Raw genomic sequence first — 24,736 nt, forward strand, 5'->3', positions numbered from 1 at the left:
TTGCTACTGCTTGCTACTTATTCCTTGATCGATTCCACCGCGAAGGTCAGCGTCACCTCGTCGCCCACGTTGGGGGCGTACTTGCCGGCGTTGAAGTCCGAGCGCAGGATCTTGGCCACGGCGTTGGCGCCGCAGGCTTCCTTCTTCAGCATCGGGTGCGGCATGCACTTGAACGAGGTCACGGTCAGGGTGACGGGCTTGGTCACGCCCTTGATGGTCAGGTTGCCGTCCACCGACGCCAGCGCGTCGCCATTGAAGTTCAGCTTGGTCGACTTGTAGGTGATGGTCGGGTATTTGGCCGTGTCCAGGAAGTCGGCGCCCTGGATGTGGTTGTTGAAGGTGGCGTAACCGGTGTTGACGGACTTGGCGTCGATGGTCACGTCGACCGATCCGGTCTTGGCCGCCTTGTCGATGACGATCTTGCCGGTGGTGGTGTCGAAGCGGCTCAGCTGGGTCGAGAAGCCGAAGTGGCTGTACTCGAAGCGCGGGAAGGTGTGCGTGCCGTCGATCACATAGGTCTCGGGCGCGGCGGCGGCGGACAGGGAAACACCAGCGGCGATCAACAGGGCGAGGATTTTTTTCATCGGTAACACTCCAGTCAGGTAACGGTTATCAGGACACTGCGAATGAAGCGATTATGCGGTCGCACAATTCGATTGTAAAACGGAAAATATGCCGCCTTACTATCGATAAAATCGATCATGCACAAGACTGAAGCAATGACGGGACAGAGTGTACCGAAGCGCGCGCCGTCCAGCCATCTGCCAAAGGGCTGGGACGGAGCAGCCACCTAGGCCTAGGCGTGGGCCAGCGCGGGGGTGTAGGGCGGGTCCTGCAGGGTGCGGGCGGGGACCGTCCGCGGCGCGATGGCGGGCGCGGGCCGCTCGGGACTTTCAGGCCGCTCGCGCCGCGCGGCGGCCAGCGCTGCCGTCAGCTCGCCCAGGCCGGCCGTCACCTTGGCGGCCACGGGCGGGGCCAGGGCCAGGCCGAGGTCGCTGTGCCATTCAAGCTGCTGCGAGGTCGCGTAGATGCTGGTGAGCACCTGGCGCACGCTCAGGGCCTGCAGCACGGGGCGCAGCGCGTAGTCCAGCGCCAGCATGTGCGACTGCGTGCCGCCGGTGGCGATCGGCAGCACGATCTTGCCGGCCAGTCCCTCCCGCGGCAGCAGGTCGAGGAAGGCCTTCAGCACGCCGGAATAGGAGGCCTTGTAGACGGGCGTGGCGATCACGATGGCCTCGGCCTCGGCCACCGCCTCGATGGCGCGGCGGATGGCCGAATCGCCGGTGTCGCCGTGCAGCAGCGCGCGCGGCGGCAGGTCGCGCACGTGCAGGCGGTGGTAGCGCTGCCCCTGCGCCGCCAGGCGGTCGCCGATGTGCAGCAGCAATCGGCTGGAGCTGGATGGGAGTGATGGGCTGCCGCCCAGTAGCAGGATACTCATGTCGCCTCTTCCATGATCTGATGTCGATGGACACAGATTACGGAGGACGCGCGTCAAGTAAAACGAATAGTTTCGCGCATCGATATGCGGAATCCGAGGCCTGCCGCGCGCCTCACCGGCAGTCGTTGCGCATCTGGGCCTGCGCCACGTTGCTGTTCGGCGGCACGCTTTGCGTGAGCCACACGTTGCCGCCGATGGTGGAACCGGCGCCGATGGTGATGCGGCCCAGGATGGTGGCGCCGGCGTAGATGACGACGTCGTCCTCCACGATGGGATGGCGCGGCGTGCCCTTGATCAGCGCGCCGCTGGCGTCGGCCGGGAAGCGCTTGGCGCCCAGCGTGACCTGCTGGTACAGGCGCACGCCCTGCCCCAGGATCGCCGTCTCGCCGATCACCACGCCGGTGCCGTGGTCGATGAAGAAGCTGGCGCCGATCTGCGCCGCCGGGTGGATGTCCACGCCCGTCTTGGAATGGGCGATGTCGCAGATCAGGCGCGCGATGAAGGGCGATCCCAGCTTGTGCAGCAGGTGCGCCAGCCGGTAGTGCAGGATGGCGATGGTGCCCGGATAGCACAACATGATCTCGGCGATCGAGGTGGCGGCCGGGTCGCCCGCGAACGCGGCGTGCACGTCCGACACCAGCAGCGCGCGCACCTCCGGCAGGCCGGCGGCGAACGCGCGCGTGATGTGGTGGGCGCGCTCGGTGAGCGAGTCCTCGCACATGGCGTCGCACTCGGTGGAGAACTGCAGCCCGCGCCGCACCTGCTCGGTGAGGCGGTTCAGCGTGGTGTTCAGCGTGTCGCCGACGAAGTAGTCGATGCTTTCGTCGGTCAGGTTGGGCCGCCCGTAATGGGTGGGGAACAGCACCGCCGACAGGCCGTTGACGATGGTGGTCAGCGCCTCGCGCGACGGCAGTTCGCGCACCCGGCCCTGGTGGCGGATGTTGTGCGTGGCTTCGCGCGACACGCGCAACTGTTCTATCACAGGCCCCAGGTTCCAGTGCGATGGCCGCACGGCGGTGCCGTCAAAGGTATCGATAGTCATGGTATTCACAATAAAAACAAGGAGTGGTTCGCCCGATATGCGGATTCTGCATATCGACATGCCGCCATCGACGCTCAACAGCGCAGGGGCGGCGGCTGGCGTAAAATGTCGCTCTAAATAACAATACCGCATTCATGAATATTCTGCTGACATTGCTGTTGGCCGGCCTGACGATGGTCGGCCCGCTTGCCATCGACACCTACCTGCCGTCCTTCCCCGCCATCGCGCAGACCTTCGACGCCAGCCCCATCGCCATCCAGCAGACCCTCAGCCTGTTCCTGTTCTGCTTCGCTTTCATGATGCTGTTCTACGGGACCTTGTCCGACTCCTTCGGCCGCCGTCCCGTGATCCTGTGGTCGCTGGTGCTGTACATCGCGGCCTCGGTGGGCGCGGCGATGGCGCCCTCGTTCGGCGTGCTGCTGGCCTGCCGGGTGCTGCAAGGCCTGTCGGCCGGCGCCGGCTCCGTGGTGGGCCGCGCGATCGTGCAGGACCGCTTCAGCGGCGCCGAGGCGCAGCGGATTTTATCGCATGTGATGATGGTGTTCGGCCTGGCGCCCGCCATCGCGCCCATCCTGGGCGGCTGGCTGCAGGTGTCGCTGGGCTGGCGTTCGATCTTCTGGTTCCTGACCGCCTTCGGCGCGCTGATGTTCGCCTTCGTCTGGCGCGCGCTGCCCGAAAGCCTGCCGGCCAGGGAGCGCCACCCCTTCCACTTCGGCGTCATCGCGGCCAATTACTGGAAGGTGCTGTGCCACCGCCAGTTCCTGCTGCTGTCGGTGGCGGTGGGCATGGCCTTCGGCGGCTTCGCGCTGTACATCGGCTCGGCCGCCTACTTCGTCATGCACATCCTGCGCCTGCCGGAGACGGCGTTCGCGTGGCTGTTCATTCCCCTCATCAGCGGCATGGTGATCGGTTCCGGGCTGGCGTCCAAATTCGCCCACCGCTACACGCAGCGCGCGCAGATCTGGATCAGCTACGCGCTGATGGGCGTGGCGGCGGCGGTCAACGTGGCCTACAACCACTTCTTCGCGGCCGAGGTGCCGTGGGCGGTGCTGCCGCTGTTCCTGTATTCGTTCGCGCTGGCCATCTCGATGCCGCCGATGACGCTGATCGCGCTCAACCACTTCCCCCACAACAGCGGGCTGGCCTCGTCGATGCAGTCCTTCATCCAGATGATCCTGTTCGCGCTGGTGTCCGGCCTGGTGGCGCCGCTGCTGTTCGACAGCGCCTACAAGCTGGCCTGCGGCGTCGCGGTGTGCCTGCTGGCCAGCCTGCTGGCGTGGGTGGCGGCCCAGCAAGGCGAGCACATCTGAGCCGGCGGGAGCGGAACAGGCGTCAGGGCCAGGGCGCGGGCGTCACTTCCTCGTATTGCGGACCGCCCTGCTCCGGTTCCGGCGCGTCCGCCGCCGGCACGCGCTGGGCGCGCGGCAGGCCCAGCGCCAGGATTTCCTTGCGCGCCTCGACAAAGTCCGAGGTCGACAGCGGCTTGTCCCGGTCCGGCCAGTTGGCGATGGCCCAGTCCTGCACCGCCTCGAAACGGCGCCATACCTCGTTGATGAAATCCCGCCTTTGCTGTTCGTCTGGCATCGCTGCTCTCCGGTTGCGTGGTTAGGCGAAAGTGTACGCCGCCGCCGTCTTTCTCAGCGCACAGCACGGATGCGGTAGACGCAGCGCCGCCCGCCCGACAGCAGGTGCTCGGCGCGCTCGACCTCGCAATCCTCGCCCAGCACGCTCTGGAACACCCGCAGCTCCGAACGGCAGAAGTTCTGGCAGCTGGTGGCGGCCGCGCAGATCGGGCAGTGGTTCTCGATCAGCAGCACGCTGCCGTCGGGCTGGAGCTCGGCCTCGGCCATGTAGCCCTCGGCGTCGCGCGCGCCCACCAGCGCCTCCACCCGGGTTTGCAGGTGCGGGCCCAGGTCCGCCCGCCCCGCCACCGCCTCGTCCACGACGCGCCGGTAGGCCGCCTCGCTCTCGGCCTCGCGCGCGGCGATCAGCTTGTCCATGCCCTCCTCGCCGAACAGGGCGCGCACCTGGGTGATCATCTGCAGCGTGAGGTCGGCGTGGCGGTCCGGGAAGCGCGCGTGGCCCGCATCCGTCAGGCGCCAGCGGCGCGAGGGGCGGCCCACCTTGTCCGCCACGTCCTCGAAACCCACCAGGCCGCGCTCCTGCGCCGCCTCCAGCTGGCGCCGCGCGCCCATCGAGGTCAGGTCCAGGCGCTCGGCCAATTGCTGCGCGGTCTGCGCGCCGCGGGTTTTCAGCAGATACAGTATGTGGTCGGCGGTGTTCATTTTCGCGCTTCGCTCAGGTTCATCGGCGCGGCCATCGGCCGCCATGCCAGCAGCCGCCAGCCGGCCCATGCGCTCAGGCCCGCCCCCAGCAGCAGGATCAGCCGCGTGTCGATCAAGGTCAGCACCGACCCGGCAAGGGCCATCAGTATATTCGCCAGGCAGAAGGTCGTCGACAGCAGGCCCATGACGGCACCCATGCCGTGGCCGCTGAAACGCTCGGCGGCCCAGTTCTGCACGGTGGCGTTGTAGTAGGCGTTGGGTATCCCGAACAGCACGATGCCCGCCATGCCCAGCCACAGGCCGCCCGCCCCCACCAGGCCGACGGCGGCGGCGATGCCGAAGGCGAAGCACGCGGCGCGCCGCAGCGGCGGCCCGTCGCCGGCGCGGCCGGCGGACAGCGACGCCAGCGTCATCACGCCGCACAGCGCCACGTTGATGGCGGCGATGCCTTGCGTGTCGTAGCCGGCGAATTCCACCAGCCACAGGGGATAGTACTCGTAGAAGGCGGTCACGCCGCAGGTCGCCGCCAGCTGCGCCGCGAACAGCGTGCGCAGCTCCCCGTGCCTCAGCAGGTTGAGCGCATGGCGGTCGCGCGCCACCTGCCACCAGGACGTGGTCAGCGTGGACGGCGCCTCGCCCGGCAAGGCCAGCGCCACCAGCAGCGCCACCGCCAGCAGCGCGCCGACGGCGATCCAGAACGGCACGGTCACGCCGAAGCCCACGGTCAACCCCGCCAGCAGCGGCCCGGCCAGCCAGCCCAGGTGGAAGGCGCCGTTCAGCCAGGCGATGGCGCGCAGCCGCAGCGGCCCATCGAGGCGCTCGGCCAGCATGGCGCGCGCCACGGCGCCGTTCCCCTCCAGCAGGCCGGTGGCGAAGCGCGCCGCCAGGAACAGCGGATACGACTCCAGCAGCATCGCCACCGCCGTCACCGCGTGGCCCAGCGCGGCGCCGCAGGCGGTCAGCAGCAGCACGGGGCGGCGGCCGTAGCGGTCCGACATCGGCCCCAGCAGCGCCGAGCCGATCAGCAGGCCTAGCGGGTTGATCATGATCGCCACCCCGAACAGCAGCTTGGGCGGCAGTCCCATGAACTGGTTCAGGCCGTTGGCCGCGCCGGACGCGAACAGCGGCGGCAGGATTGGGTAAGGCAGCGACGCCCCTATCGTGGACAGGAGCGCGAGCAGGCAGGCCGCGGCGATCAGGAGCGCGTTCTTCATGGCGGTCATTAAGTAAACATAATGGTTTAAATATACGCTTACGGCCCAGTTAAGTAAACAATTAAGTTTACTTATCCAAGTACGCTCTGTGCTAACCTGATGTCGTGAACAAGCCAGGAGCAGAACAATGACGGTGCCGCTCAACGGGAAGGACACCCAGCCATGCCAGCGCCATGACTTGCTGTGGCTGACCCAGGCGGGCTGGCGCGCGATGCTGGCGGCGATGCCCGAACGGGAGGCCGTGCTGGAGTACTGGCGGCAGGAGGAGTGGCCGGTGACGGTGCGCCGCCGCCATCCGGACCTGGACCGGGACCTGGACCCGGCCCGCGAGATTTGCGCGGCCATCACGCTGCCGCCGGACGCCGATGGCTCCCGGCAGAAACTGGCGCTGCGGGTGCCGCTGGAACACGTGGAGCGCCGCGCGCCGCCGCTCACGCTCAAGGCGGCGCGGCCCGCGCTGCCGGCCGAATGGCGCGACGGCTACACCGAGCTGCAACGGCTGGCGGTGGGCATGGACGTGCGCGTGGCCGGCCCGCTGGCCTGGCAGGCGCTGACCCGGCTGCCCTGCCTGACGCCGTCGTCCACGCTGGACCTGCTGCTGCGCCCCGTCAGCAAGCACCAGCTGCAGGCCGGCCTGGCCCTGCTGGCCGGTCCCACCCACGGCCTGCCGCTGGCCGGCGAGATCGTTTTCCCGTCGGGCGACGCGGTGCCGTGGCGCGACTGGATCAGCTCGCGCGAGCAGCGCGCCCGCGTGCTGGTGAAGTCCCTGGCCGGCGTGCGCATGGCCGAACCGGACGAATTGATCGCCGCCCTCAGGCGGACCTAGCCGCTAGGATGCCTGCTCGGCCGCCACGGTGTGCGCCCGCATGGTTTGCCGCAGCGCGTCCGCCGGCATCGGCTTGCCCAGCAAATAGCCTTGGGCGTAGGTGCAGCCGGCCCGCTGCAGCCACGCCAGCTGCTCGCGGTTCTCCACCCCCTCCGCCACCACCGACAGCTGGAAGTCGCGCGCCAGCGAGATCACGGCGTTGACGATGGTGGTGCCGTCGCCCGGCAGCGATTCGATGAAGCCGCGGTCGATCTTCAGCTGGTTGATGGGGAAGGACTGCAGATAGGCCAGCGACGAGTAGCCGGTGCCGAAATCGTCGATCGACAGGCGCACGCCGATGGCGCGCGCTTCGCGCATGAACTGCACCGCCGACTGCACGTCCTCCATCAGCACGCTTTCCGTCACCTCCAGCTCCAGCTGCCCGGCCGGCAGGCCGGTGGCCTCCAGCGTGCGGATGACGACGTCCAGGAAGTCCTTTTCGCGCAGCTGGCGCACCGACACGTTGACCGCCACGCTCAGTTCCAGGCCGCACAGGCCCCGCCACTGCGCCGCCTCGCGGCAGGCCTGCTCCAGCACCCACTGGCCCAGCGCCACGATCAGGCCGCTGTCCTCGGCCACCGGGATGAACTCGGCCGGCGAGATGAAGCCGTGCTCCGGATGCCGCCAGCGCAGCAGCGCCTCCGCGCCCACCATCCGCTCACTGGCGCAGTCGAACTGCGGTTGGTAGAACACCTCCAGCCCGCCCGTCTCCAGCGCCCGGCGCAGTTCGCGCTCCAGCCGCAGGCGGCGCTGGATGTGCAGCGTCATCTCCGGCGCGAACTCGGCCAGCCGGTTGCGGCCGGCCTTCTTCGCGTGGTACAGCGCGGTGTCGGCGCTGCTCACCAGCTGGGCCATGGTGGCGGCGTCGTCCGGGAAGGTGCAGGCGCCCACGCTGGCGGTGGCGAACACCTCGCTGCCCTCGATCTGGAACGGCTGGCGCAGCGCCTCCGTGACCCGCTGCGCCAGCGCGCGCGCCTCGGCGTGGTCCGCCACCGGCGTGACGATGGCGAATTCGTCGCCGCCGATGCGGCCCACGACGTCGCCCTCGCGCGCCACGGCCCGCAGTTCCATCGCCACCCTGCGCAGCAATTCGTCGCCGGCGTTGTGGCCGGCCGCGTCGTTGACGGCCTTGAAGTTGTCCAGGTCGATCAGCAGCAGCGCCGCCCGGCCGCCCGCCGCGGCGCGCTCGGCCAGCACGCGCTCCAGCTGAGCGTAGGTGGCGCGACGGTTGATCAGCGTGGTCACCGGGTCGGTGTGGGCCAGGTATTCCAGTTCGCGCTCGGCCGCCGCCACCCGCGCGCGCGTCTTGCGCACCAGCAGCTGCGCCACCAGCAGCGCGCCCAGCGAGGCCAGCACCAGCAGCGCGATGTAGCGCACCATCGCGTCGCGGATGCCGATGGTGCTGTTGACCAGCACCACCCGTCCCAGCCTGGCGCCGCGGTAGCCGACGTCGGCCACCACCCGCAGCGACTGCCATGGCGGCGCGGCCACCGCGTCCAGCCGGGCCGCCGGCGCGTGGCCCGGCGTGCTGTAGTCGGCGAACAGCTCGCCGTCGGCGTCGTACACGGCCACCGACTGCAGCACCGGCGCCGAGCGGAAGGAGCGCAGCATCTCGCTCGCCGCTTCGCGGTCGCGGAACATCAGCGAGGCCGAGATGTTGTCGGCCACGATGGCCGCCTGCACCCGCGCCTCGTTGGCCAGCGCCTGCTGCTGGGCCAGCAACTGGTAGACCAGCAGGATCAGGCCGGCGATCACCAGCGCCGACACCGCCGCCGCCAGCTGCCCGGCCCCCAGCATGGTCGACAATTGCGCGCCGTCGCGCTTGGGCGGGTTGTTCACAGCACGTTCCTCGCCAGCCGCAGCAGGCGCGAGCTGAATTTCAGCCCCAGCCGCGCGGCCTCCCGGGTGTCGACGTCGAAGCGCACATGGTCGTCCTCGTCCACCAGCGTCACCGCGCCGGCGTAGCGGCCGGCGGCGGCGCCGTCCACCACGTACAGCGTGCCGGCCGACAGCTCGGGCGCGCGGCTGGGCGCCGTCTCGCCGGTCATCACGCTGATGTCGCAACTCCTGGGCGCGCTGGCCGCGTCCAGCAGGGTCCAGGGCCGGCCGTTGACGGGCTTGCCCTCCAGCCTGCGCAGGCTTTCCCACAGCGTGTGCGTGGGCCGCGCGCAGACGGCGAACGGCCGCTCGCCGCGCTCGCCCCCCCCGGCCGCGGCCGCGGCGGGCCACGTGGTGAACAGCGCGATGTTGTAGATGTATGCCGCCTTCAATGCGCCTCCCTGTACCGGCACCTGGGCCCGGCCCGCGGACGGGGCCAGCATGGCGCAGCACAGCGCCACGCCGCCGCCCAGTCGCCAGGCCCGCCGCATCAGAACCCCACCACCAGTTTAGCCGCCAGCGTGCGGCTCTGGCGGGCTATCGCCTGCTGCTCGAACGCGCCGCCGCCCGGATCGGCGTAGCGGGCGTTGAAGGCGTTGTACACGCTGAGCGACATGTCCGCGCGCCGCATCAGCCGCACCGAACTGACGGTGAGGTTGGCGACGCAATAGCCGCCGATGCGCGCGGTCCCGGTCAGCCGGGAAGACAGGCACTGCAGCTCGCCCGCCGCCCGCGCCGCGTGGCCGAACACCGGCACGGCCAGGTTCAGCTTGGCCAGCCGCCGCGGCGAATTGCTCAGCTCGACGCCCTGGCCGTCGCGCGAGCGCAGCCAGGTGTGGCTGGCGCGCAGCCGCGCGCCGCGGCCGACGTTGCGCTCCAGCGCCAGTTCGGCGCCGCTCACCGCGGCGCGGTCGACGTTCAGGAATTGCAGCATGCCGCTGTCGGGCAGCGTCTCCTGGCCGATCAGGCCGTGCATATCGTAGTGGAACAGCGAGAGCCTGGCCTGGCCGGGATCGCCGTAGCGGTGCTCCAGGATCAGCTCGCGGGTGCTGATGTGCTCGGGCTTCAGGCCGGGATTGGCCACCTGCCCCGGCTCGCCGCTGTAGGCGTAATACAGCTCGTAGGCGTTGGGCGAACGGTAGGCCGTGCCGTACACCAGCTTGGCCGTGTCGCGGGGGCCGGCGTGCCAGATCAGCGCCAGGCGCGGATTGAAGCTGTGGCCGGTGGCGCTGTCCCAGTCGTAGCGCGCGCCCGCGTTCAGGATCCAGCCCGGCGCCAGGTGCGACTCGTCCTGCACGAACACGCCGCCGCGGGTGTCGCTGCGCCTGTCGTCCAGCAGCGGGAGGTATGGCGCGGGGTCGTAATTGAACTGGTCGCGCCGGCGGTTGCGCTGCAGGTCGAAGCCGGCCACCAGCTTGTGCCCGGCCGGCGCGATGTAGGTGAGGTAGGCGCTGGCGCCGTACCAGGCGGCGTGGTCGCCGTCCACGTTCAGCCGCGCCACGCCCTCCGGGTCCGGATAGCGGCCCTCGCCGAGGTAGTCGCTGCGGCCCCAGTAGGCCAGGGCCGAGGCGCTCAGGCCGGGGGCCAGCGCCCGTTCGTAGCCGGCGCGCGCGAAGCTTTGCGTGTCGCGCGTGTAGTTGGCGGTGTTGAATTCGGCGCCGAAGGAGCCGGTGGGTATGCCCTTGGTGCGCTGCACATGGCTGGCCGACAGCGTCCAGCCGGCGTAGGCGGCCTTGGCGAAGACGCTGCGATAGCGGTCGTAATCGAGCCCGCGCGCCACGCCGTGGTTCTGCTCCGGCGTGTCGAATTCGGCGTAGTACAGGTCCTGGCCGCGGCGCGCGTAGGCGGTGCCGGACAGCAGCAGGTCGGCGCCGTTCTGGCCGTGCCAGCCATAGCTGACGCGCGCGCGCCGCTCGCCGTAGCTGCCGGCCGACACCGAGGCCTGGGCACCGCCCAGCGTGCTGCCGTTCTTGGTGATGACGTTGATGACGCCGAACAGCGCGTTCGAGCCGTACACCGCCGAACCGGGACCGGGCACGAACTCGATGCGCTGCACCAGTTCCATGTCCTGGAAGCCGTCGGTGCCGATGGTGGCCTGGTCGTAGACGGCGTCGTTGACGCGCACGCCGTCTATCATCAGCAGGAAGCGGCTGTCGTAGTCGCCCGGGCGCAGGAAGCCGCGCGCGCCCAGGTAGGCGTAGTTGCGGTCGTCGTTGACGTACAGTCCGGGCAAGGAGGCCAGTGCCTCGGCCAGCGTGCGCCAGCCATGGTCGCGGATGTCCTGCGCGGTCAGCACCACCACCGCCGACGGCGCGTCGGCGATCGCCTGCGCGAAGCGGGAGGCGGAACTGACCACCTGCAGGCCGATCAGCTGTTCCAGCGGCAAAGCCGCCAGCTCGTCGCTGCCGGCGTCGGGGGATATCTTGACGGGCGGCGCGTTGGCAGCCACCCAGGCGGGCGCCAAGCCTGCGGCCAGCGCCAGGGCCAGGCGCCAACGCAGGTCCAGCCTTGAATCTAAGCTCGTGACCATAACCACTCAAATAGGATGCCGTTGCGAAGTGCGCGGCGGCCCAGGTACAAGCGATCGTTTACGCGCCCGGAGCGGGCGGCGCGCGACAAAGACGGTCCGGCTGCAGGCTGGACCGCCGCTAGCGATTGAATGTTACACGGGATTGGACGCCCCTGGCGCGAGGTGTTGCTTTAAGGCATACATATCGCGCGCCGCCGCGCCGCGGCGTGCTTTTTGCGGCCAGATGTGCTAAGGCCTCAGGACGGGTTGTTCTGCTGCGCCCAGGCCATGATGCCGCGCGCGTCCATCGCGCCCGGCTGGCGCGCCACTTCGCGCCCGCCCTTGAACAGCGCCAACGTGGGGATGCTGCGGATCGCGTAGCGGGCGGCCAGGTCCTGCGCCTCCTCGGTATTGACCTTGACCACGCGGTACATGGGCTCCAGGCCCATGGCCGCCTGCTCGAAGAACGGCGCCATCTGGCGGCACGGGCCGCACCAGGGCGCCCAGAAGTCCACCAGCACCGGCAGGTCGCTGCGTTCTATGTGCTTGAGGAAGCGCGCGCTGGTGAGGTCCACCGGCTTGCCGGCGAACAGCTCGCGGTGGCATTTGCCGCAGGTGGGCGTGTGGGACAGCTTCATGGCCGGCACGCGGTTGACCGCGTCGCACTGTGGGCAGACGATATGCAGGGATTCTGTTTGGGTTGCGGTGTCCATGTTTTTCATCCTGGTTGCGAATGGCGACAATGTAACAGAACGGCGGGTTTCATGAGGGCCGCTTGGCGTCCTTATCCTTGTCTTTGTCCTCTTTGCCCTCTTTGTCCCCGCCCTGCTCCGCGTCCTCGTTTTTCACGATGCCGCGGATGTTGGTCGCCGCCAGGCACAGATTCAGCGCGATCAGCGCCCACGCGGAATCCTGCCAGCCCCACGCCACCCACAGCGCGTTACTGGCCAGGAAAACCCAAAACCCCGCCATCCGGCGCCTGGCCTCCGTCGACGCCACCAGCCAGGCCGCCAGCAGCGACATCGCCATGGCCGGCCATTGCAACCATTCCATCCACTCCATAAATCCTCCGCCTCAAACATGGCCGAGTCTAGCCCGGCGCCCGATTACGCGGCGCCCGCCCGTGCCGGCCACCGCTTTGCGACGAAACCGGCCCGGCGCGGAGCGAAACGGCTGAAATGTTTCGAGTTTGTAAATCGGGCGTCCAAGGCATTACCGTTGTGGAATACTACGCGGCTTCATCCACCCCGCCCGGCCACATCCCATGAAACCGATCACCCGTCTCGCCCCCGTCCTGATGCTTGCGCTGGGCTCGGCCCACGCGCAACAGGCGCCCGACGCCAAGGCCGCGCCGGCGCCGGAACGGGCGGCCGCCGCGCCGCAGCCGTTCGAGCGTGCGCTGAAGGCCGAATCGGCCGTCACCAAGACCGGGCAGGTCACCATCAAGGGCAAGGCGGTGCCGTACAAGGTCACGGCCGGCACCCAGCCGGTGTGGGACAAGGACGGCAAGGTGATCGCCTCGCTGTTCTACACCTACTACCAGCGCACCGACGTGGCCGACAAAGGCAGGCGCCCGCTGGTGCTGTCCTTCAACGGCGGCCCCGGCTCCGCCTCGGTGTGGATGCACGTGGCCTACACCGGCCCGAAAATGCTGAACATCGACGACGAGGGCTACCCGCTGCAGCCCTACGGCGTGCGCGACAACCCGCACTCCATCCTGGACGCGGCCGACATCCTGTTCATCGACCCGGTCAACACCGGCTTCTCGCGCATCCTCGACCCCAAGGCCGACCGCGCCACCTTCTTCGGCGTGAACGCGGACATCGCCTACCTGGCCGAATGGCTGAACACCTTCGTCTCGCGCGAGGGCCGCTGGACCTCGCCCAAATACCTGATCGGCGAAAGCTACGGCACCGCGCGCGTGGCCGGCCTGGCGCTGGAGCTGCAGAACGCGCACTGGATGTACCTGAACGGCGTGGTGCTGGTGTCGCCGACGGAACTGGGCCTGAAGCGCGAGGGCATCGTCGGCGACGCGCTCAACCTGCCCTACTACACCGCCACCGCCTGGTACCAGAAAGCGCTGCCGGCCGACCTGCAGGCCAAGGACCTGAAGGACATCCTGCCCGAGGTGGAGGCGTTCACCACGGACGAACTGATACCCGCGCTGGCCAAGGGCGGCTTCCTGGACGAGCAGCGCAAGGCGCGGATCGCCGCGAAGGTGGCGCGCTACGCCGGCGTGTCCGAAAAGGCCGTGCTGCAGCACAACCTGGTGATCCCGACGGACTTCTTCTGGAAGGAACTGCTGCGCGACCAGGGCTACACGGTGGGCCGGCTCGACTCCCGCTACAAGGGCATCGACAAGACCGTGGCGGGCGACAAGGTGGACTACAACGCCGAGCTGACCTCCTGGCTGCACTCGTTCACGCCCGCCATCAACCACTACCTGCGCGACGTGCTGCAGTACAAGACCGACATCAAGTACAACATGTTCGGCCCGGTCCACCCGTGGGACAACAGCAAGGACAGCACCGGCGAGAACCTGCGCAAGGCGATGGCGATGAACCCGTACATGAAGGTGCTGGTGCAGTCCGGCTACTACGACGGCGCCACCACCTACTTCGACGCCAAGTACACCATGTGGCAGCTGGACCCGAGCGGCAAGATGCGCGACCGCCTGCGATTCGAGGGCTACCGCAGCGGCCACATGATGTATCTGCGCTCGGAGGACCTGGTGAAATCCACCGACGACCTGCGCGATTTCATCCGCTCCACCACACCGGCCGCCAACCAGCCCGCCAAGTACTGATTTGGGAGGCCGGGCGGGCAGGTTGTATACTGCGTCCTTTTCGCGGGCCCGCCCGCCTTTCAAGGATCTGGAAATGAGCGCACTACCACCCTGCCCGCAATGCGGCTCCGAACTGACGTACGAGGACGGCACGCAATACGTCTGCCCAGAATGCGCCCATGAATGGACCGCCGGCGCCGCGGCCGACGCCGACGAGGGCGCCCGCGTCTACCGCGACGCAGCCGGCAACGTGCTGCAGGACGGCGACACCGTCACCGTCATCAAGGACCTCAAGCTCAAGGGCGGCGGCGGCACGGTCAAGATGGGCACCAAGGTCAAGAACATCCGCCTGGTGGACAAGGACCACGACATCGACTGCAAGATCGACGGCTTCGGCGCCATGAGCCTGAAGACTGAGTTCGTCAAGAAGGTTTAAGTTTCGTCGGGCAATGGCAGCAGCAGGTGCTCGCCGTCATTGCCCGCGTTGTTCAACTCCGGGCTGACGCGGTACCACTCGAATTCCTCGGGGCCCAGCGCCATCGAGCGGGCCAGCATTTCGGCCTGCTCCATCGGCAGGCCCGGGTCCAGCCACAGGGCGGCGTCGGCGGCGTTCAGGCAGACCGGACGCCGGTCGTGGATGTCCACCATGCCGCCGGACGCGTCGGCCGTCAGCAGCACGAAGCCCGATTCGGCCTTGTGCTCCTTGAACGGGCCGAAGTTGGCCAGCGCCAGCATGAAGATCGGTTCGCGGTCCTTGCGATGCACATGCCAGGGCTGGCGTTTGCCCTTTTCGCCGGTCCATTCGTACCAGCCGTTCGCCGGCACCACCGCGCGGCCGGTTTTCATCAGCCGCCCCCAGTACTTGTTGGCCACCTTTTCCAGCCGCGCGTTGTAGCACACCGGCAGCTTCTCGGCCGCCCACGACGCGCGGTAGCCCCAGTACAGGTCGTCGACGGCGAGTTGGCCGTCCTCCATGTGCAGCAGCGGACGGTAGGTGCCCGGGGCGGCATTGCAGGTGGGCCGCGCCTGGCCGCGGTAGGCGGCGTCCGCCCAGCCAAAGGCCGCGACGTAGCGCCGCGCGATATCGTTCTGGTCGAATCGTCCACACATGCGGACGATCATAGCAGCCGCCCGCGCGGGACGGCGCTACGCAAGCAAAGCGGCCGCTAACGCTGGAGCGCGGCGGACTGCCCCACCGGTTCGACCTTCACGCCGCCGCGCGCCGCGCGCAGGGTCACCAGCTTGACCGGCTCCAGCGCGTTCTCCGGTTTGCCGTCGGTCGTCACCGCCAGCGCGATGGTGTTGTCGCCGTTCGCGTTCAGCACGCCCGGCGGCAGCACGAAGGTGCGCTGCGGACCCATGTTGCTGATGAAGTTGCCCATGTTCCAGCCGTTCACGAACATCAGCACGCGCGTCTTCGGATCGGAACGCGGCTTGCCCGCGTCGCCGAACACCAGGCCCAGCTGGATGTCGTGGTCCTTCGGCAGGTCGAGCTTCACCTTGGTGCGCAGCCAGTAGGTGCCGGCTTGCGGCGGCGCCGCGCCGGGCGCCGCGCTTTGCCACTGCCGGTCCACCGCCGCCCCCGGCGACGGCAGGTGCCAGCCCTGGCGCTCGCCCCACAGGCCGCCGTTGTTCATCGGCCCGCGCACCAGGTCCGGTATCACCTCGCCGCCTTGGCTGCCCTGGATCTTCCAGCTGACCGGCGTGGCGAACTTCGGCCCCTGCTTCGCGCCCAGCGAGGCGCTGATCAGGCCGCGGCCCTCCTTGTGCTCGTCGTTGGCGGCCAGGTCCCAGTTGTGCGAGTTGTTACGCACCATCACGGACAGCAGGTGCGGGCCCGCCGCCAGCGCCGGCAGGTCGAACGAGGTGGTGGCGACCGTGACCGGCTTGGCGTCGCCGCCCGGCAGCTCGTGCTGGCCGATGAACTTCCCGTCCAGCCAGACCTGCGCCATGCCCGCCCCGCCGCCGCCGTACGCGACTTCCAGCCGCTCGGCCAGCGGCTGCCCGGCGCGCACCTCGAAGCGGCCGCGATACCACACGTCGCCGTGGTGGAAGCCGTAGTCGCTCATGGCCAGCACCGGCTGCCCTTGCGGCGGCAAGGTGGCGATGGTGGCGGCGCTCGCGGCCAGGTCGGCCTTGCGCCAGCCGCTGTCGTCGAATTCCGGCTTCGCCTCCGGCGAATCCAGGCGGCGGCCCCATTGCAGCGCCATCAGGTCCGGCAGCTTGTAGGGCCGCGGGCCGAGGATGCCGCCGGCGCTCACGCGGCCATCCGCGCCGCGCGCCGGCTTCAGCGCCTGCCCGTTGAAACGCAGCGCCGTGAGCGGCTGCTCGGTCCAGACATCGAGCGTGGATGGCGCGCTCGCGTCGCCGGTCACCGCCAGCGCGCCCCGCTCCCAGCTGGCCGAACGCACCAGCGCGGCGGAGCGCAGCAGCACCGGGCCTTGCGCGGTGTCGATCTTCCACATCTGGCGGCCGGTGTCGTCGTCGCCCAGCAGCAGCAACAGCGGCGCGCCGCCGGCCGGCGTGATGCGCACCACGGCCAGGCCCTGGTGCACATAGTTCAGGCGCAGGTCGCCGCGCTTGCCGTCGTAGACTTGGGAGACGGCGCCCTGCAGCACCTCCACCTTCGGTTCGCCGGCGTAGCGCAGCACGGTCTCGCCGTCCTCGCCCGCGCGGCCGTACAGCAGCGCCACGTCGCGCGCGCCCTGGCGGAAGTGGGTTTGCGTGTCCGACGTGGTGTAGACCAGGTGCTGGCGCTCCAGCGCGTAGTCGGCCAGCAGCAGTTTCGCGTCGTGTCCGTTCAGTCCCAGCTTGCCGGCCTGCGGGATGGCGTAGCTGCCATCGCGCGTCGTGAGCTTGAAGCTGAACGGGTCGTTGGTGGTGGCGTCCGACGGATTGTGTGCCACGTAGATCAGGCGCGCGCCCGTTTTCGGACTGATGTTGTGGTACAGCTTCACGCGCTCGCTGGAGGTGGCCAGCGGCTCGGCCTTCTCCATCTCCGCCAGCAGGCCCTCGGCGGCCTGGACGAAGTTCCCCATCTGCTTCAAGGTCAGCGCCTTTTCGCGCAGGCCGCGTCCCTCGTCGATGGCGGCGCCGTAGTCGTAGGAGGTGTACACGACGGATGCCGGCGTCCAGCCCCAGGACGTCCCGCCGAACATCATGTAGACGCTGTGGATGGACAGGCCGTTGATCAGGCTCGAGCCGTAGAACACGCGCTGGTAACCGGAGCCGATGCGCTTGGCCGTGCATTCATAGGAACCCACGCTGCCCCAGAAGTCGAACCAGCCGCCGCCGATCTCGGCCGCGAAGCCGGGCGTGTTGGGCGAGGCCAGCGCGCCGATCTTGACCGGGCCGTCGATCTTCTTCGGCATTTCGCCGTACATGCCCCAGTTGGGCACGACGTTGGGCTTGCCCGGCACGTGGGTGTTGGTGCAGCCGCCGCCGGGATAGCCGTCGAAGGCGTACAGGTCGGTCGGTCCCGGCACCGCGTACGGCGCGCTGGACCCCACCGGGGTCCAGTTGGGCAGGCGGCCGGCCGAGTTGTGGAACAGCGGCACGCTGATGCCGTCGGCGCGCGCCTTGTCGTGCAGGTACTGCATGTAGCGCTTGTGCGTGTCGGTGGTCTGGCTGAGTTCATTTTCAAGCTGGTACAGGATCACGTTGCCGCCGCCGTTGGTGACCTGGTGGCGCGCGACGATGGCGTTGATCTGCGTGAGCCACTCGTCGGAGGCGGCGATGTAGTCCGGCGCGTCGGTGCGCGCCACCGCGTGCTGGCGCGCCAGCCACCCGGGGAAGCCGCCCATGGTCAGCTCCGCGTTCACGTACGGGCCCACGCGGATGATGATGTACATGCCCAGTTCCTCGGCCATCTCGATGGCCTTCTCCATGTTGCGGATGCCGGTGAAATCGAACTCGCCCGGCCGCGCGGAGTGGTAGCCCCAGTCGAAATAGAAGGCCACGGTATTGAGGCCGCTGGCCTTCATCTTTTCCAGCACGTCGCGCCACAGGCTGGGCGAAGGCAGGCGGAAGGGATGCATCTCCCCGCCCCAGATCATCTTGCGCTCGCCGTCGATCAGCAGCGAGTGCTTGTCCCAGGTGATTTTCTTCGGCTTGCCGGCCGGCGCGGTGGCCTTCTCCAGCACGGCCGTGGGTTCGGCCAGCACGGTGAAGTGGCGCGCCGCGCCGGACACCGTGGCCAGCTCGGCCTTCGGCGTCCAGGTCTTGAAGTTGTCGCGGCTGTCGGAATGGTAGTAGCGCTTGCCGTCCTCGAAGTAGATGCGCCAGCCGCCGTCCGGCAGCTTCACCAGCGCGGGCGCCTCCACGCCGGCGCCCCAGTCGCCGGCCGGCTCGACGCTCCATGGCCCGGACAGGTCTTTCGCGCTGGCCATCTCGATGCGGCCGCTGGCCTGGTTGCGGGCGAAGACGCGATAGCCGTCGCCGTCGACCAGGACGAAGGCGTCGACGTAATCGTTCTCCAGGCCCTTCATCAAGCGGGGCTTGGCGTAGCGGGTCAGGCTGGCGTCGGTGGCGCTGAGAAGATAGGTCGAAAACTTGCCTCCATTGCCCGCGGCCGACACCACGAGATGCACCTTGCCGTCACGGTCGCGCAGCCATTCGGGGGCGCGCACGCTGGCCGCCGCGCCCGAAGGCAGCGCCAGCGCGATGTCGCGCACATGGCTCCAGCGGCGCAGGTCCCTGGAGCGCGCCAGGCCGAAGCTGCCGCCCTTCGAACCGGTGGTGTAGGCGACGTAGTAGTAGCCGTCGTTGGCATGGATGATGGACGGGTCGCGCAGTCCGCCCTTGGCGGGCTTGTAGGCTTCCGAGGCCAGCGAGGTGTAGGTCTGGCCGTCGTAGCCGGTGAAGATGCTCAGCGTGTTTTCCGCCGCGGCGGGAAAGGCCGCCATGATGTAGCTGGTGTCGCCGCGGCGCGGCACGACTTTCAGGTGCGCGGTCTGGCCGGTGGACGCCTGCCCCTGGGTCTGGACCTTGTTGGCGGAGGTCAGGCCGAAGGTGTCCATCAGCGCATCGCCGGTGGTGGGCGCCGCCGGGGGCGTGGCGTGTTCTGGATTTGACTGGGGCTGTGCTTGCGCGTGCGCCCATGCCGGCAGCGCGGCGTTGACCGCCAGCGCCATCGTAGTCCCCATCGCCAGCATTGCGGCGCGATGGCGCGGTCCTTGTTGCATCATGATCTAATCCTTGCTCGTTACGCTATCGAATTCACGCCGGCCATGATAGCGAAAATGCGGGCCACGCCACGGCCCGCCGGGTTCGGATCGTCAATTACTCATCATTTTGATCAAGCGCCGCGCGCGGCGAGCGGCAAGCCCGCGCCGCGCTCGCGGGGGTGCGCGCGGCCGCTCGAGACCGGCACGCGCGGACGGCGCGCCGGCGCGTCCGCGGCGCGCGGCGCGACCGCGCCCCTGCCGCCCTCCAGCCTGAACACGCTGACCACTTCCACCAGCCGGCCCGCCCGCGCCTGCAGCGACCTGGCCGCCTCCGCCGCTTCCTCCACCAGCGCGGCGTTTTGCTGGGTGGCCTGGTCCATCTGGCTGATGGCCAGGTGCACCTGCTCGATATCCCGGCTTTGATCGCTGCTGGCCGCCGTGATCTCGCTCATGATGCCGGACACGCGCTGGATGCTGGCCACCACGCCATCCATTGTCGAGCCTGCGTCGCCGGCCAGCGCGGAGCCGCTCTCCACCTGCCGCACCGAGTCGGCGATCAGCGTCTTGATCTCCTTGGCCGCCGCCGCCGAACGCTGCGCCAGGCCGCGCACCTCGGAGGCCACCACGGCGAAGCCGCGTCCCTGTTCGCCGGCGCGCGCCGCCTCGACCGCCGCGTTCAGCGCCAGGATATTGGTCTGGAAGGCGATGCCGTCGATCACGCCGATGATGTCGACGATGCGGCGCGACGAGGCGTTGATGGCCTCCATGCGCTCCACCACGCGCGACACCACGGCGCCGCCCTCGATCGCCGCCTCGGACGCCGACAGCGCCAGCCGGTCCGCCTCTTGCGCGTGTCCCGCGTTCTGGCGCACCGTCGCGGTCAGCTCCTCCATCGAGGCGGTGGTTTCCTCCAGCGTGCCGGCCTGCCGCTCGGTGCGCGCCGACAGGTCGGCGTTGCCCGATGCGATCTGCTTCGAGGCGGAGGCGATATGGTCGGTCCCTTCGCGCACCTCGCCGACGATGACGGCCAGCCGGTCGCGCATGCCGCGTATCGCGTGCAGCAGGCTGGCCTGGTCGTGCGGCTTGAGGTCGATCACCACGGCCAGGTTGCCGGCCGCGATCTGGCCCGCGATGGCGACGGCGTCCGCCGGTTCGCCGCCCAGCTGGCGCAGCAGGCCGCGCGTGATCAGCAGCGCCGTCGCCACACCCACCAGCAGCGAAACGCCGCCCAGCGCCAGCATGAACAGGCGCGCCTGCGCATAGGCGGCCGCCGCGTCCTCGGCGGCGGCCGCGCTCAGCTTCTCTTCCACGTCGAGCAGTTCGCCCAGCGCCGCGCGCCACAGCACCTGCAGTGGTTGCAGATCGCTCATCAGCACGCGGGCCGCCTCGTCCACCTTGAGCGATTGGGCCAGGTCGGCCGCCTTGTCCATCAAGGGCAGCGCCGCCTTTTCGCGCTCGCCGATCTTGCGCAGCAACGCCACTTTCTCGGCCGAGGCGTCGGGCCGGCTATCCAGCATGTCCCGCAGTTGCCGCTGCGCCGCCGCGTATTTCTTCGCCTGCTCCTTGATGCGCCCCGCCTCGGCCTGGCCCAGCGCGGCCTCGTTGGACAAGGCCAGGTTGCGCAGGGAGATCAGGCGGTCGCTCAGGGTCGAACGCATCTCCAGCACCAGCTTGGTCTCGGCGTTGTTGATGTGGATGACCTGGTCCAGCCGCTGCTGGATCTGCGCCATGCAGGCGATGCCGATGGCGGTGATGATGGCCAGCAGGAGCAGCAACACGGTGAAGCCCAGCCCCAGCCTGGCTCCAACCTTCAATGTGGGAAGACGCATATCGGTTCCTTCAGCAATAGACATGGCCCTAGCGTAGTCAGGTTTATTGCCGAAGAGAACTAATCAATTCGCGTTTTTATAGAAGGTTTCTGATTCGGCGTCCCACATGCCCGGGCAGGCCGGCCCGCCGGCGTGATCCGCCCGCGCACCATCGGCCTTGAAGTCAGGCTTGCCGTTTCAACGGCGCCGCATCGCCCGCCGCCAACGCGGCCCTGCGTTCGTCATACTCGGCGATCGCCTTCAGCTTGACCGGGCCGAAGCCGCGTATCTGTTGCGGCAGCGCCGCCAATTCCAGCGCGCGCGCGTGGCTGGCGGCGCTCAGGGTGCCGTTCAAGCGGTCCACCATCTCCGCGTACTCACGCGCCAGGCGGCGCTCGTGGCGGCGCTCCTCCGTGTGGCCGAAGGGATCGAACGCCGTGCCGCGCAAGCCCTTGCAGCGCGCCAGCACGCCGAACACCGGCAGGATCCAGGCGCCGAACTTGCGCTTCTTCGGCCGGCCGGTGGCCGGGTCGATGCGCGACAGCAGCGGCGGCGCCAGCCACAAGGACACCCGCTTCATGCCGGAGAACTGCGCCGCCAGCGAAGCCTTGAACTCGGCGCTGCCGTACAGGCGCGCCACCTCGTACTCGTCCTTGTAGGCCATCAGGCGGTAGGCGCCGATGGCGACCGCGCGCGCATACGCGTCCCGCCCCGGCGCGGCCTTCGCCTCGGCGGACCGCGCGCCTTCCACCAGCGCGCGGTAGCGCTGGGCGTACGCCGCGTCCTGGTAGCCGGCGAGATCGGCCGCGTAGTGGTCGATCAACCGCGCCAGCGCCATGTCCCGCACCGGCGGCGCGGCGGGCGACGCGGCCGCCGGCGCCGTGGCGGCGTCCACCTCGGCCAGCACGGCCGGGTTGGACGCCGCGATCCGCCCCCAGGCGAAGGCGCGGCGGTTTTGCGCCACGGCCGCGCCGTTCATCTCGATGGCGCGGTCGATGGATTCGAACGACAGCGGCACCAGCCCGCGTTGCCAGGCGAAGCCCAGCATCAGCGTGTGGGCGGTGACGGTGTCGCCGAAGATCTTCTGGGCCAGCGCGCCCGCGTTCAGGCTGTGCAGGCCGCCGGGCACGCAGCGCTTGCGCAGGCGCTCCAGCATCAGGCTGGTGGGCTGCGTGGCGTCGCGCCGCGAGATCACCTCGGCGGTCGGGGTCTCGTCCAGGTTGGCCACGGCGGCCGCGCGCGCCGGCGACAGCTTGACCAGCGCGTCCGACGCCGAGGCCACCACCAGGTCGGCCGCCAGCAACAGGTCCGCCGCGCCGGGGCCGATGCGCACGGCGGCGATGTCCGCCGGCGTGGGCGCCATGCGCACCTGGCTGATCACGGCGCCGTTCTTCTGCGCCAGGCCGGTGAAGTCGAGCACCGTGGCGCCCTTGCCTTCCAGGTGGGCGGCGCCACCCAGCAGCGCGCCCATGGTCAGCACGCCGCTGCCGCCGATGCCGGTGACCAGCACGTTGAAGCCGTTGCCGAAGGCGGGGATGGCCGGCTGCGGCAACGCCGCCGCCAGCGCCTGCTCCAGCCGCTCCAGCCGCCCCCCGTCCGGCTTGCGGATGCGCGGGCCGTCGATTTCAATGAAGCTGGGGCAGAAACCCTTGGCGCACGAGAAGTCCTTGTTGCACGCGCCCTGGTTGATCTTGCGCTTGCGCCCGAAGGCCGTCTCCAGCGGCTCGACGGCGATGCAGTTCGATTGCACCGAGCAGTCGCCGCAGCCCTCGCACACGCGCTCGTTGATGAAGAGGCGCTTGTCCGGGTCCGGCATTTCCTTGCGCTTGCGCTTGCGGCGCTTCTCGGCCGCGCACGTTTGCACGTAGACGATGGCGGTCACGCCGTCCACCCCGCGCAACTCGCGCTGCACCGCGTCCAGCAGGGAACGGTCGCGCACCTCGGTGCCGGGCGCCAGTTCCCCGTTGCCCTCCCAGTGCGGCGCGTCGTCGCTCACCAGCACGATGCGGCTCACGCCCTCCGCGTGCAACTGGCGCGTGATGCGGGCCGGGTCGATCAAGCCCTCGGCCTGCTGGCCGCCGGTCATGGCCACGGCGTCGTTGTACAGGATCTTGTAGGTGACACGGGCCTTGGCGGCCACCGCCGCGCGCACAGCCAGCAGGCCGGAGTGCTGGTAAGTGCCGTCGCCCAGGTTCTGGAAGATGTGCGGCACGGCGGAGAACGGCGCCGCGCCTATCCACTGCGCGCCCTCGCCGCCCATCTGGCTGAAGGTGGCCGTCTTCAGCGCCGGCTGGGCCAGCGCCATCACGTGGCAGCCGATGCCGCCGCCGGCCACCGAGCCGTCCGGCGTGCGCGTGGAGGTGTTGTGCGGGCAGCCGGAGCAGAAGTACGGCGCGCGCACCGGGATCACGGCCGCGCCGACCGGGCTTTGCGCCGTCTCCAGCGCCTGCAGCCTCACGCGCAGGTCCGGCAAGGCGTCGCCCATGCGCGCCACCAGTTTGCGCGCCACCAGCAGCGGCGTGAACTCGGACACCTCGGCCAGCAGCGGCGCGCCGTCCGGATCGGTCTTGCCGCTGACGCGCGGCCGGCGCGCCGACGGGTGGTGGTACAGCGCCTCCTTCAACTGGGTCTCGACGGTGGCGCGCTTTTCCTCGATCACGATCAGCTCCTCGTGGCCGTCCGCGAAGGCCAGCATGCCGGACGTCTCCAGCGGCCAGCTCATGGCCACCTTGTAGATGGAGACGCCGGCCGATCGCAGCGCGGCCGCGTCCAGGCCCAGGTCCCGCACGGCCTGCATCAAGTCCTGGTGCGCCTTGCCCACCGTGACAATGCCGAAGCGCCGGGCCGGCGCGCCGACCACCTCGCGGTCCAGCCGGTTGGCGCGCGCCCAGGCCCGGGCGGCGGGGAGCCGCTCGTCGATCAGGCGCCGCTCCAGTTCCGCGCGCTGGCCGGGCCAAGCGATGGACGGGTCCCAGTTCAAGCCGTGCGCCGGCGTCGCGCCGGCCGGCGTGACGAACACCGGCGCGGCGCCCACCTCGACCACGGCGGCCGTCTCGATCACCTCGGCCGTCGTCTTCAGCCCCACCCACAGGCCGCAGTAGCGCGACAGCGCGATGCCGGCCAGGCCCAGTTCCATCACCTCCTGCACGCTGGACGGCTGCAGCACCGGCATCGAGGCGGCCTGGAAGATGCCGTCGGTCTGGTGCGGATACATGGACGACTGCGCGGCGTGGTCGTCGCCGGAGACGGCCAGCACGCCGCCCAGCGGCGAGGTGCCCAGCATGTTCGCGCTGCGGAACACGTCGCCGGTGCGGTCCACGCCCGGGCCCTTGCCGTACCAGATGCCGAACACGCCGTCGACCCTGGTTTCGCCGTAGGCGCTGTGCATTTGCGCGCCCCACAAGGCGGTGGCGGCGAGGTCCTCGTTCAGGCCGGGCTGGAACACCACGTCGTGCGCGGCCAGGTCCTCGGACGCCTTCCACAGTTGCTGGTCGTACGCGCCCAGCGGCGAGCCCCGGTAGCCGGACACCAGGCCGCCGGTGTTCAGCTTGCGCTCCCGGTCCATGCGCCGCTGCAGCATCGGCAGCAGCACCAGCGCCTGGATGCCGGTCAAGAAGGTGCGCCCCCGGGCGCGGCTGTAAATCGAAGACATGTTGAAGACTCCACCGTGAACGATGCGGAAATCTTACGGTCTTCCCCTTGGTGATTGGCACCGTTATACGCCACTCCCGATTCCATTTTTAGGTG

General features: G+C 69.3%; 19 protein-coding genes. 4 read left to right on the forward strand and 15 right to left on the reverse strand.

Annotated elements, in window-relative coordinates:
• Positions 1–17: 17 nt before the first annotated feature.
• The 3 genes from BM436_RS05655 to epsC form a co-directional block, all read right to left on the reverse strand.
• Positions 18–584 carry a YceI family protein gene (locus BM436_RS05655; protein WP_093554430.1) on the reverse strand — a complete coding sequence of 189 codons (567 nt, stop codon included), beginning with the start codon at positions 582–584 and terminating at the stop codon, positions 18–20.
• Positions 585–796: 212 nt separating this feature from the next.
• A complete protein-coding gene (ssuE, locus tag BM436_RS05660; protein ID WP_093554432.1) occupies positions 797–1,438 on the reverse strand; it encodes an NADPH-dependent FMN reductase in 642 nt (213 codons plus the stop codon).
• Between the two features lie 112 nt (positions 1,439–1,550).
• Entirely contained in the window at positions 1,551–2,480 is a 930-nt protein-coding gene (gene epsC / locus BM436_RS05665; protein WP_093554434.1) for a serine O-acetyltransferase EpsC, read from the reverse strand.
• A 134-nt stretch (positions 2,481–2,614) separates the two neighbouring features.
• Between epsC and BM436_RS05670 the strand changes: the two genes are divergently transcribed.
• Positions 2,615–3,790: a multidrug effflux MFS transporter gene (locus BM436_RS05670; RefSeq protein WP_093554436.1), complete on the forward strand. Its 1,176-nt coding sequence runs from the start codon at positions 2,615–2,617 to the stop codon at positions 3,788–3,790.
• A gap of 22 nt (positions 3,791–3,812) precedes the next feature.
• Here the strand turns inward: BM436_RS05670 and BM436_RS05675 are convergent, their stop codons facing one another.
• Genes BM436_RS05675 through BM436_RS05685 form a run of 3 tightly spaced genes read right to left on the reverse strand, consistent with a single transcriptional unit; the run spans position 3,813 to position 5,979 of the window.
• Positions 3,813–4,064: a hypothetical protein gene (locus tag BM436_RS05675; protein ID WP_093554438.1), complete on the reverse strand. Its 252-nt coding sequence runs from the start codon at positions 4,062–4,064 to the stop codon at positions 3,813–3,815.
• 53 nt (positions 4,065–4,117) lie between these two features.
• A complete protein-coding gene (locus tag BM436_RS05680; RefSeq protein WP_093554440.1) occupies positions 4,118–4,765 on the reverse strand; it encodes a helix-turn-helix transcriptional regulator in 648 nt (215 codons plus the stop codon).
• Positions 4,762–5,979: an MFS transporter gene (locus BM436_RS05685; RefSeq protein WP_093554765.1), complete on the reverse strand. Its 1,218-nt coding sequence runs from the start codon at positions 5,977–5,979 to the stop codon at positions 4,762–4,764. Before BM436_RS05685 ends, BM436_RS05680 begins: the two co-directional genes overlap by 4 nt.
• A gap of 127 nt (positions 5,980–6,106) precedes the next feature.
• Between BM436_RS05685 and mdcG the strand changes: the two genes are divergently transcribed.
• Positions 6,107–6,805, forward strand: a complete 699-nt coding sequence (gene mdcG, locus BM436_RS05690) for a malonate decarboxylase holo-[acyl-carrier-protein] synthase (protein ID WP_093554442.1) — start codon at positions 6,107–6,109, stop codon at positions 6,803–6,805.
• A 3-nt stretch (positions 6,806–6,808) separates the two neighbouring features.
• Here mdcG and BM436_RS05695 read toward each other — a convergent pair whose 3' ends face one another.
• The 5 genes from BM436_RS05695 to BM436_RS05715 all read right to left on the reverse strand — a co-directional run bounded on the left by BM436_RS05695 (position 6,809) and on the right by BM436_RS05715 (position 12,293).
• On the reverse strand, positions 6,809–8,683 hold the full coding sequence (locus BM436_RS05695; RefSeq protein ID WP_093554444.1) for a putative bifunctional diguanylate cyclase/phosphodiesterase: 1,875 nt from the start codon (positions 8,681–8,683) through the stop codon (positions 6,809–6,811).
• Entirely contained in the window at positions 8,680–9,213 is a 534-nt protein-coding gene (locus tag BM436_RS05700; RefSeq protein WP_093554446.1) for a YfiR family protein, read from the reverse strand. Before BM436_RS05700 ends, BM436_RS05695 begins: the two co-directional genes overlap by 4 nt.
• Positions 9,213–11,252, reverse strand: coding sequence for a TonB-dependent receptor plug domain-containing protein (locus BM436_RS05705; protein WP_229489163.1), 2,040 nt, complete (start codon positions 11,250–11,252; stop codon positions 9,213–9,215). The genes BM436_RS05700 and BM436_RS05705 overlap by 1 nt, the downstream gene beginning before the upstream one ends.
• Positions 11,253–11,488: 236 nt before the next feature.
• Positions 11,489–11,944, reverse strand: coding sequence for a thioredoxin TrxC (gene trxC, locus BM436_RS05710; protein ID WP_093554767.1), 456 nt, complete (start codon positions 11,942–11,944; stop codon positions 11,489–11,491).
• A gap of 49 nt (positions 11,945–11,993) precedes the next feature.
• The gene (locus tag BM436_RS05715) at positions 11,994–12,293 is read right to left on the reverse strand and encodes a hypothetical protein (protein ID WP_229489174.1); all 300 of its coding nucleotides are present in this window, start codon (positions 12,291–12,293) and stop codon (positions 11,994–11,996) included.
• 202 nt (positions 12,294–12,495) lie between these two features.
• Here BM436_RS05715 and BM436_RS05720 point away from each other — a divergent pair, with 202 nt between their 5' ends.
• Positions 12,496–14,037 carry a S10 family peptidase gene (locus tag BM436_RS05720; protein WP_093554448.1) on the forward strand — a complete coding sequence of 514 codons (1,542 nt, stop codon included), beginning with the start codon at positions 12,496–12,498 and terminating at the stop codon, positions 14,035–14,037.
• Between the two features lie 73 nt (positions 14,038–14,110).
• Positions 14,111–14,452 carry a zinc ribbon domain-containing protein YjdM gene (locus BM436_RS05725; protein WP_093554450.1) on the forward strand — a complete coding sequence of 114 codons (342 nt, stop codon included), beginning with the start codon at positions 14,111–14,113 and terminating at the stop codon, positions 14,450–14,452.
• Here the strand turns inward: BM436_RS05725 and BM436_RS05730 are convergent.
• From BM436_RS05730 to BM436_RS05745, 4 genes are all read right to left on the reverse strand, one after another.
• Positions 14,449–15,126, reverse strand: coding sequence for an SOS response-associated peptidase (locus tag BM436_RS05730; RefSeq protein ID WP_093554768.1), 678 nt, complete (start codon positions 15,124–15,126; stop codon positions 14,449–14,451). The two genes, BM436_RS05725 and BM436_RS05730, sit on opposite strands and share 4 nt — an antisense overlap.
• Positions 15,127–15,182: 56 nt before the next feature.
• Entirely contained in the window at positions 15,183–19,202 is a 4,020-nt protein-coding gene (locus BM436_RS05735; RefSeq protein WP_218164819.1) for a beta-galactosidase, read from the reverse strand.
• Positions 19,203–19,312: 110 nt separating this feature from the next.
• The gene (locus BM436_RS38440; protein ID WP_177306973.1) at positions 19,313–21,010 is read right to left on the reverse strand and encodes a methyl-accepting chemotaxis protein; all 1,698 of its coding nucleotides are present in this window, start codon (positions 21,008–21,010) and stop codon (positions 19,313–19,315) included.
• A 163-nt stretch (positions 21,011–21,173) separates the two neighbouring features.
• Positions 21,174–24,641 carry an indolepyruvate ferredoxin oxidoreductase family protein gene (locus BM436_RS05745; RefSeq protein WP_093554454.1) on the reverse strand — a complete coding sequence of 1,156 codons (3,468 nt, stop codon included), beginning with the start codon at positions 24,639–24,641 and terminating at the stop codon, positions 21,174–21,176.
• Positions 24,642–24,736 lie beyond the last annotated feature (95 nt).

This window comes from Pseudoduganella namucuonensis, from assembly GCF_900116645.1.
Classification (GTDB): domain Bacteria; phylum Pseudomonadota; class Gammaproteobacteria; order Burkholderiales; family Burkholderiaceae_D; genus Rugamonas; species Rugamonas namucuonensis.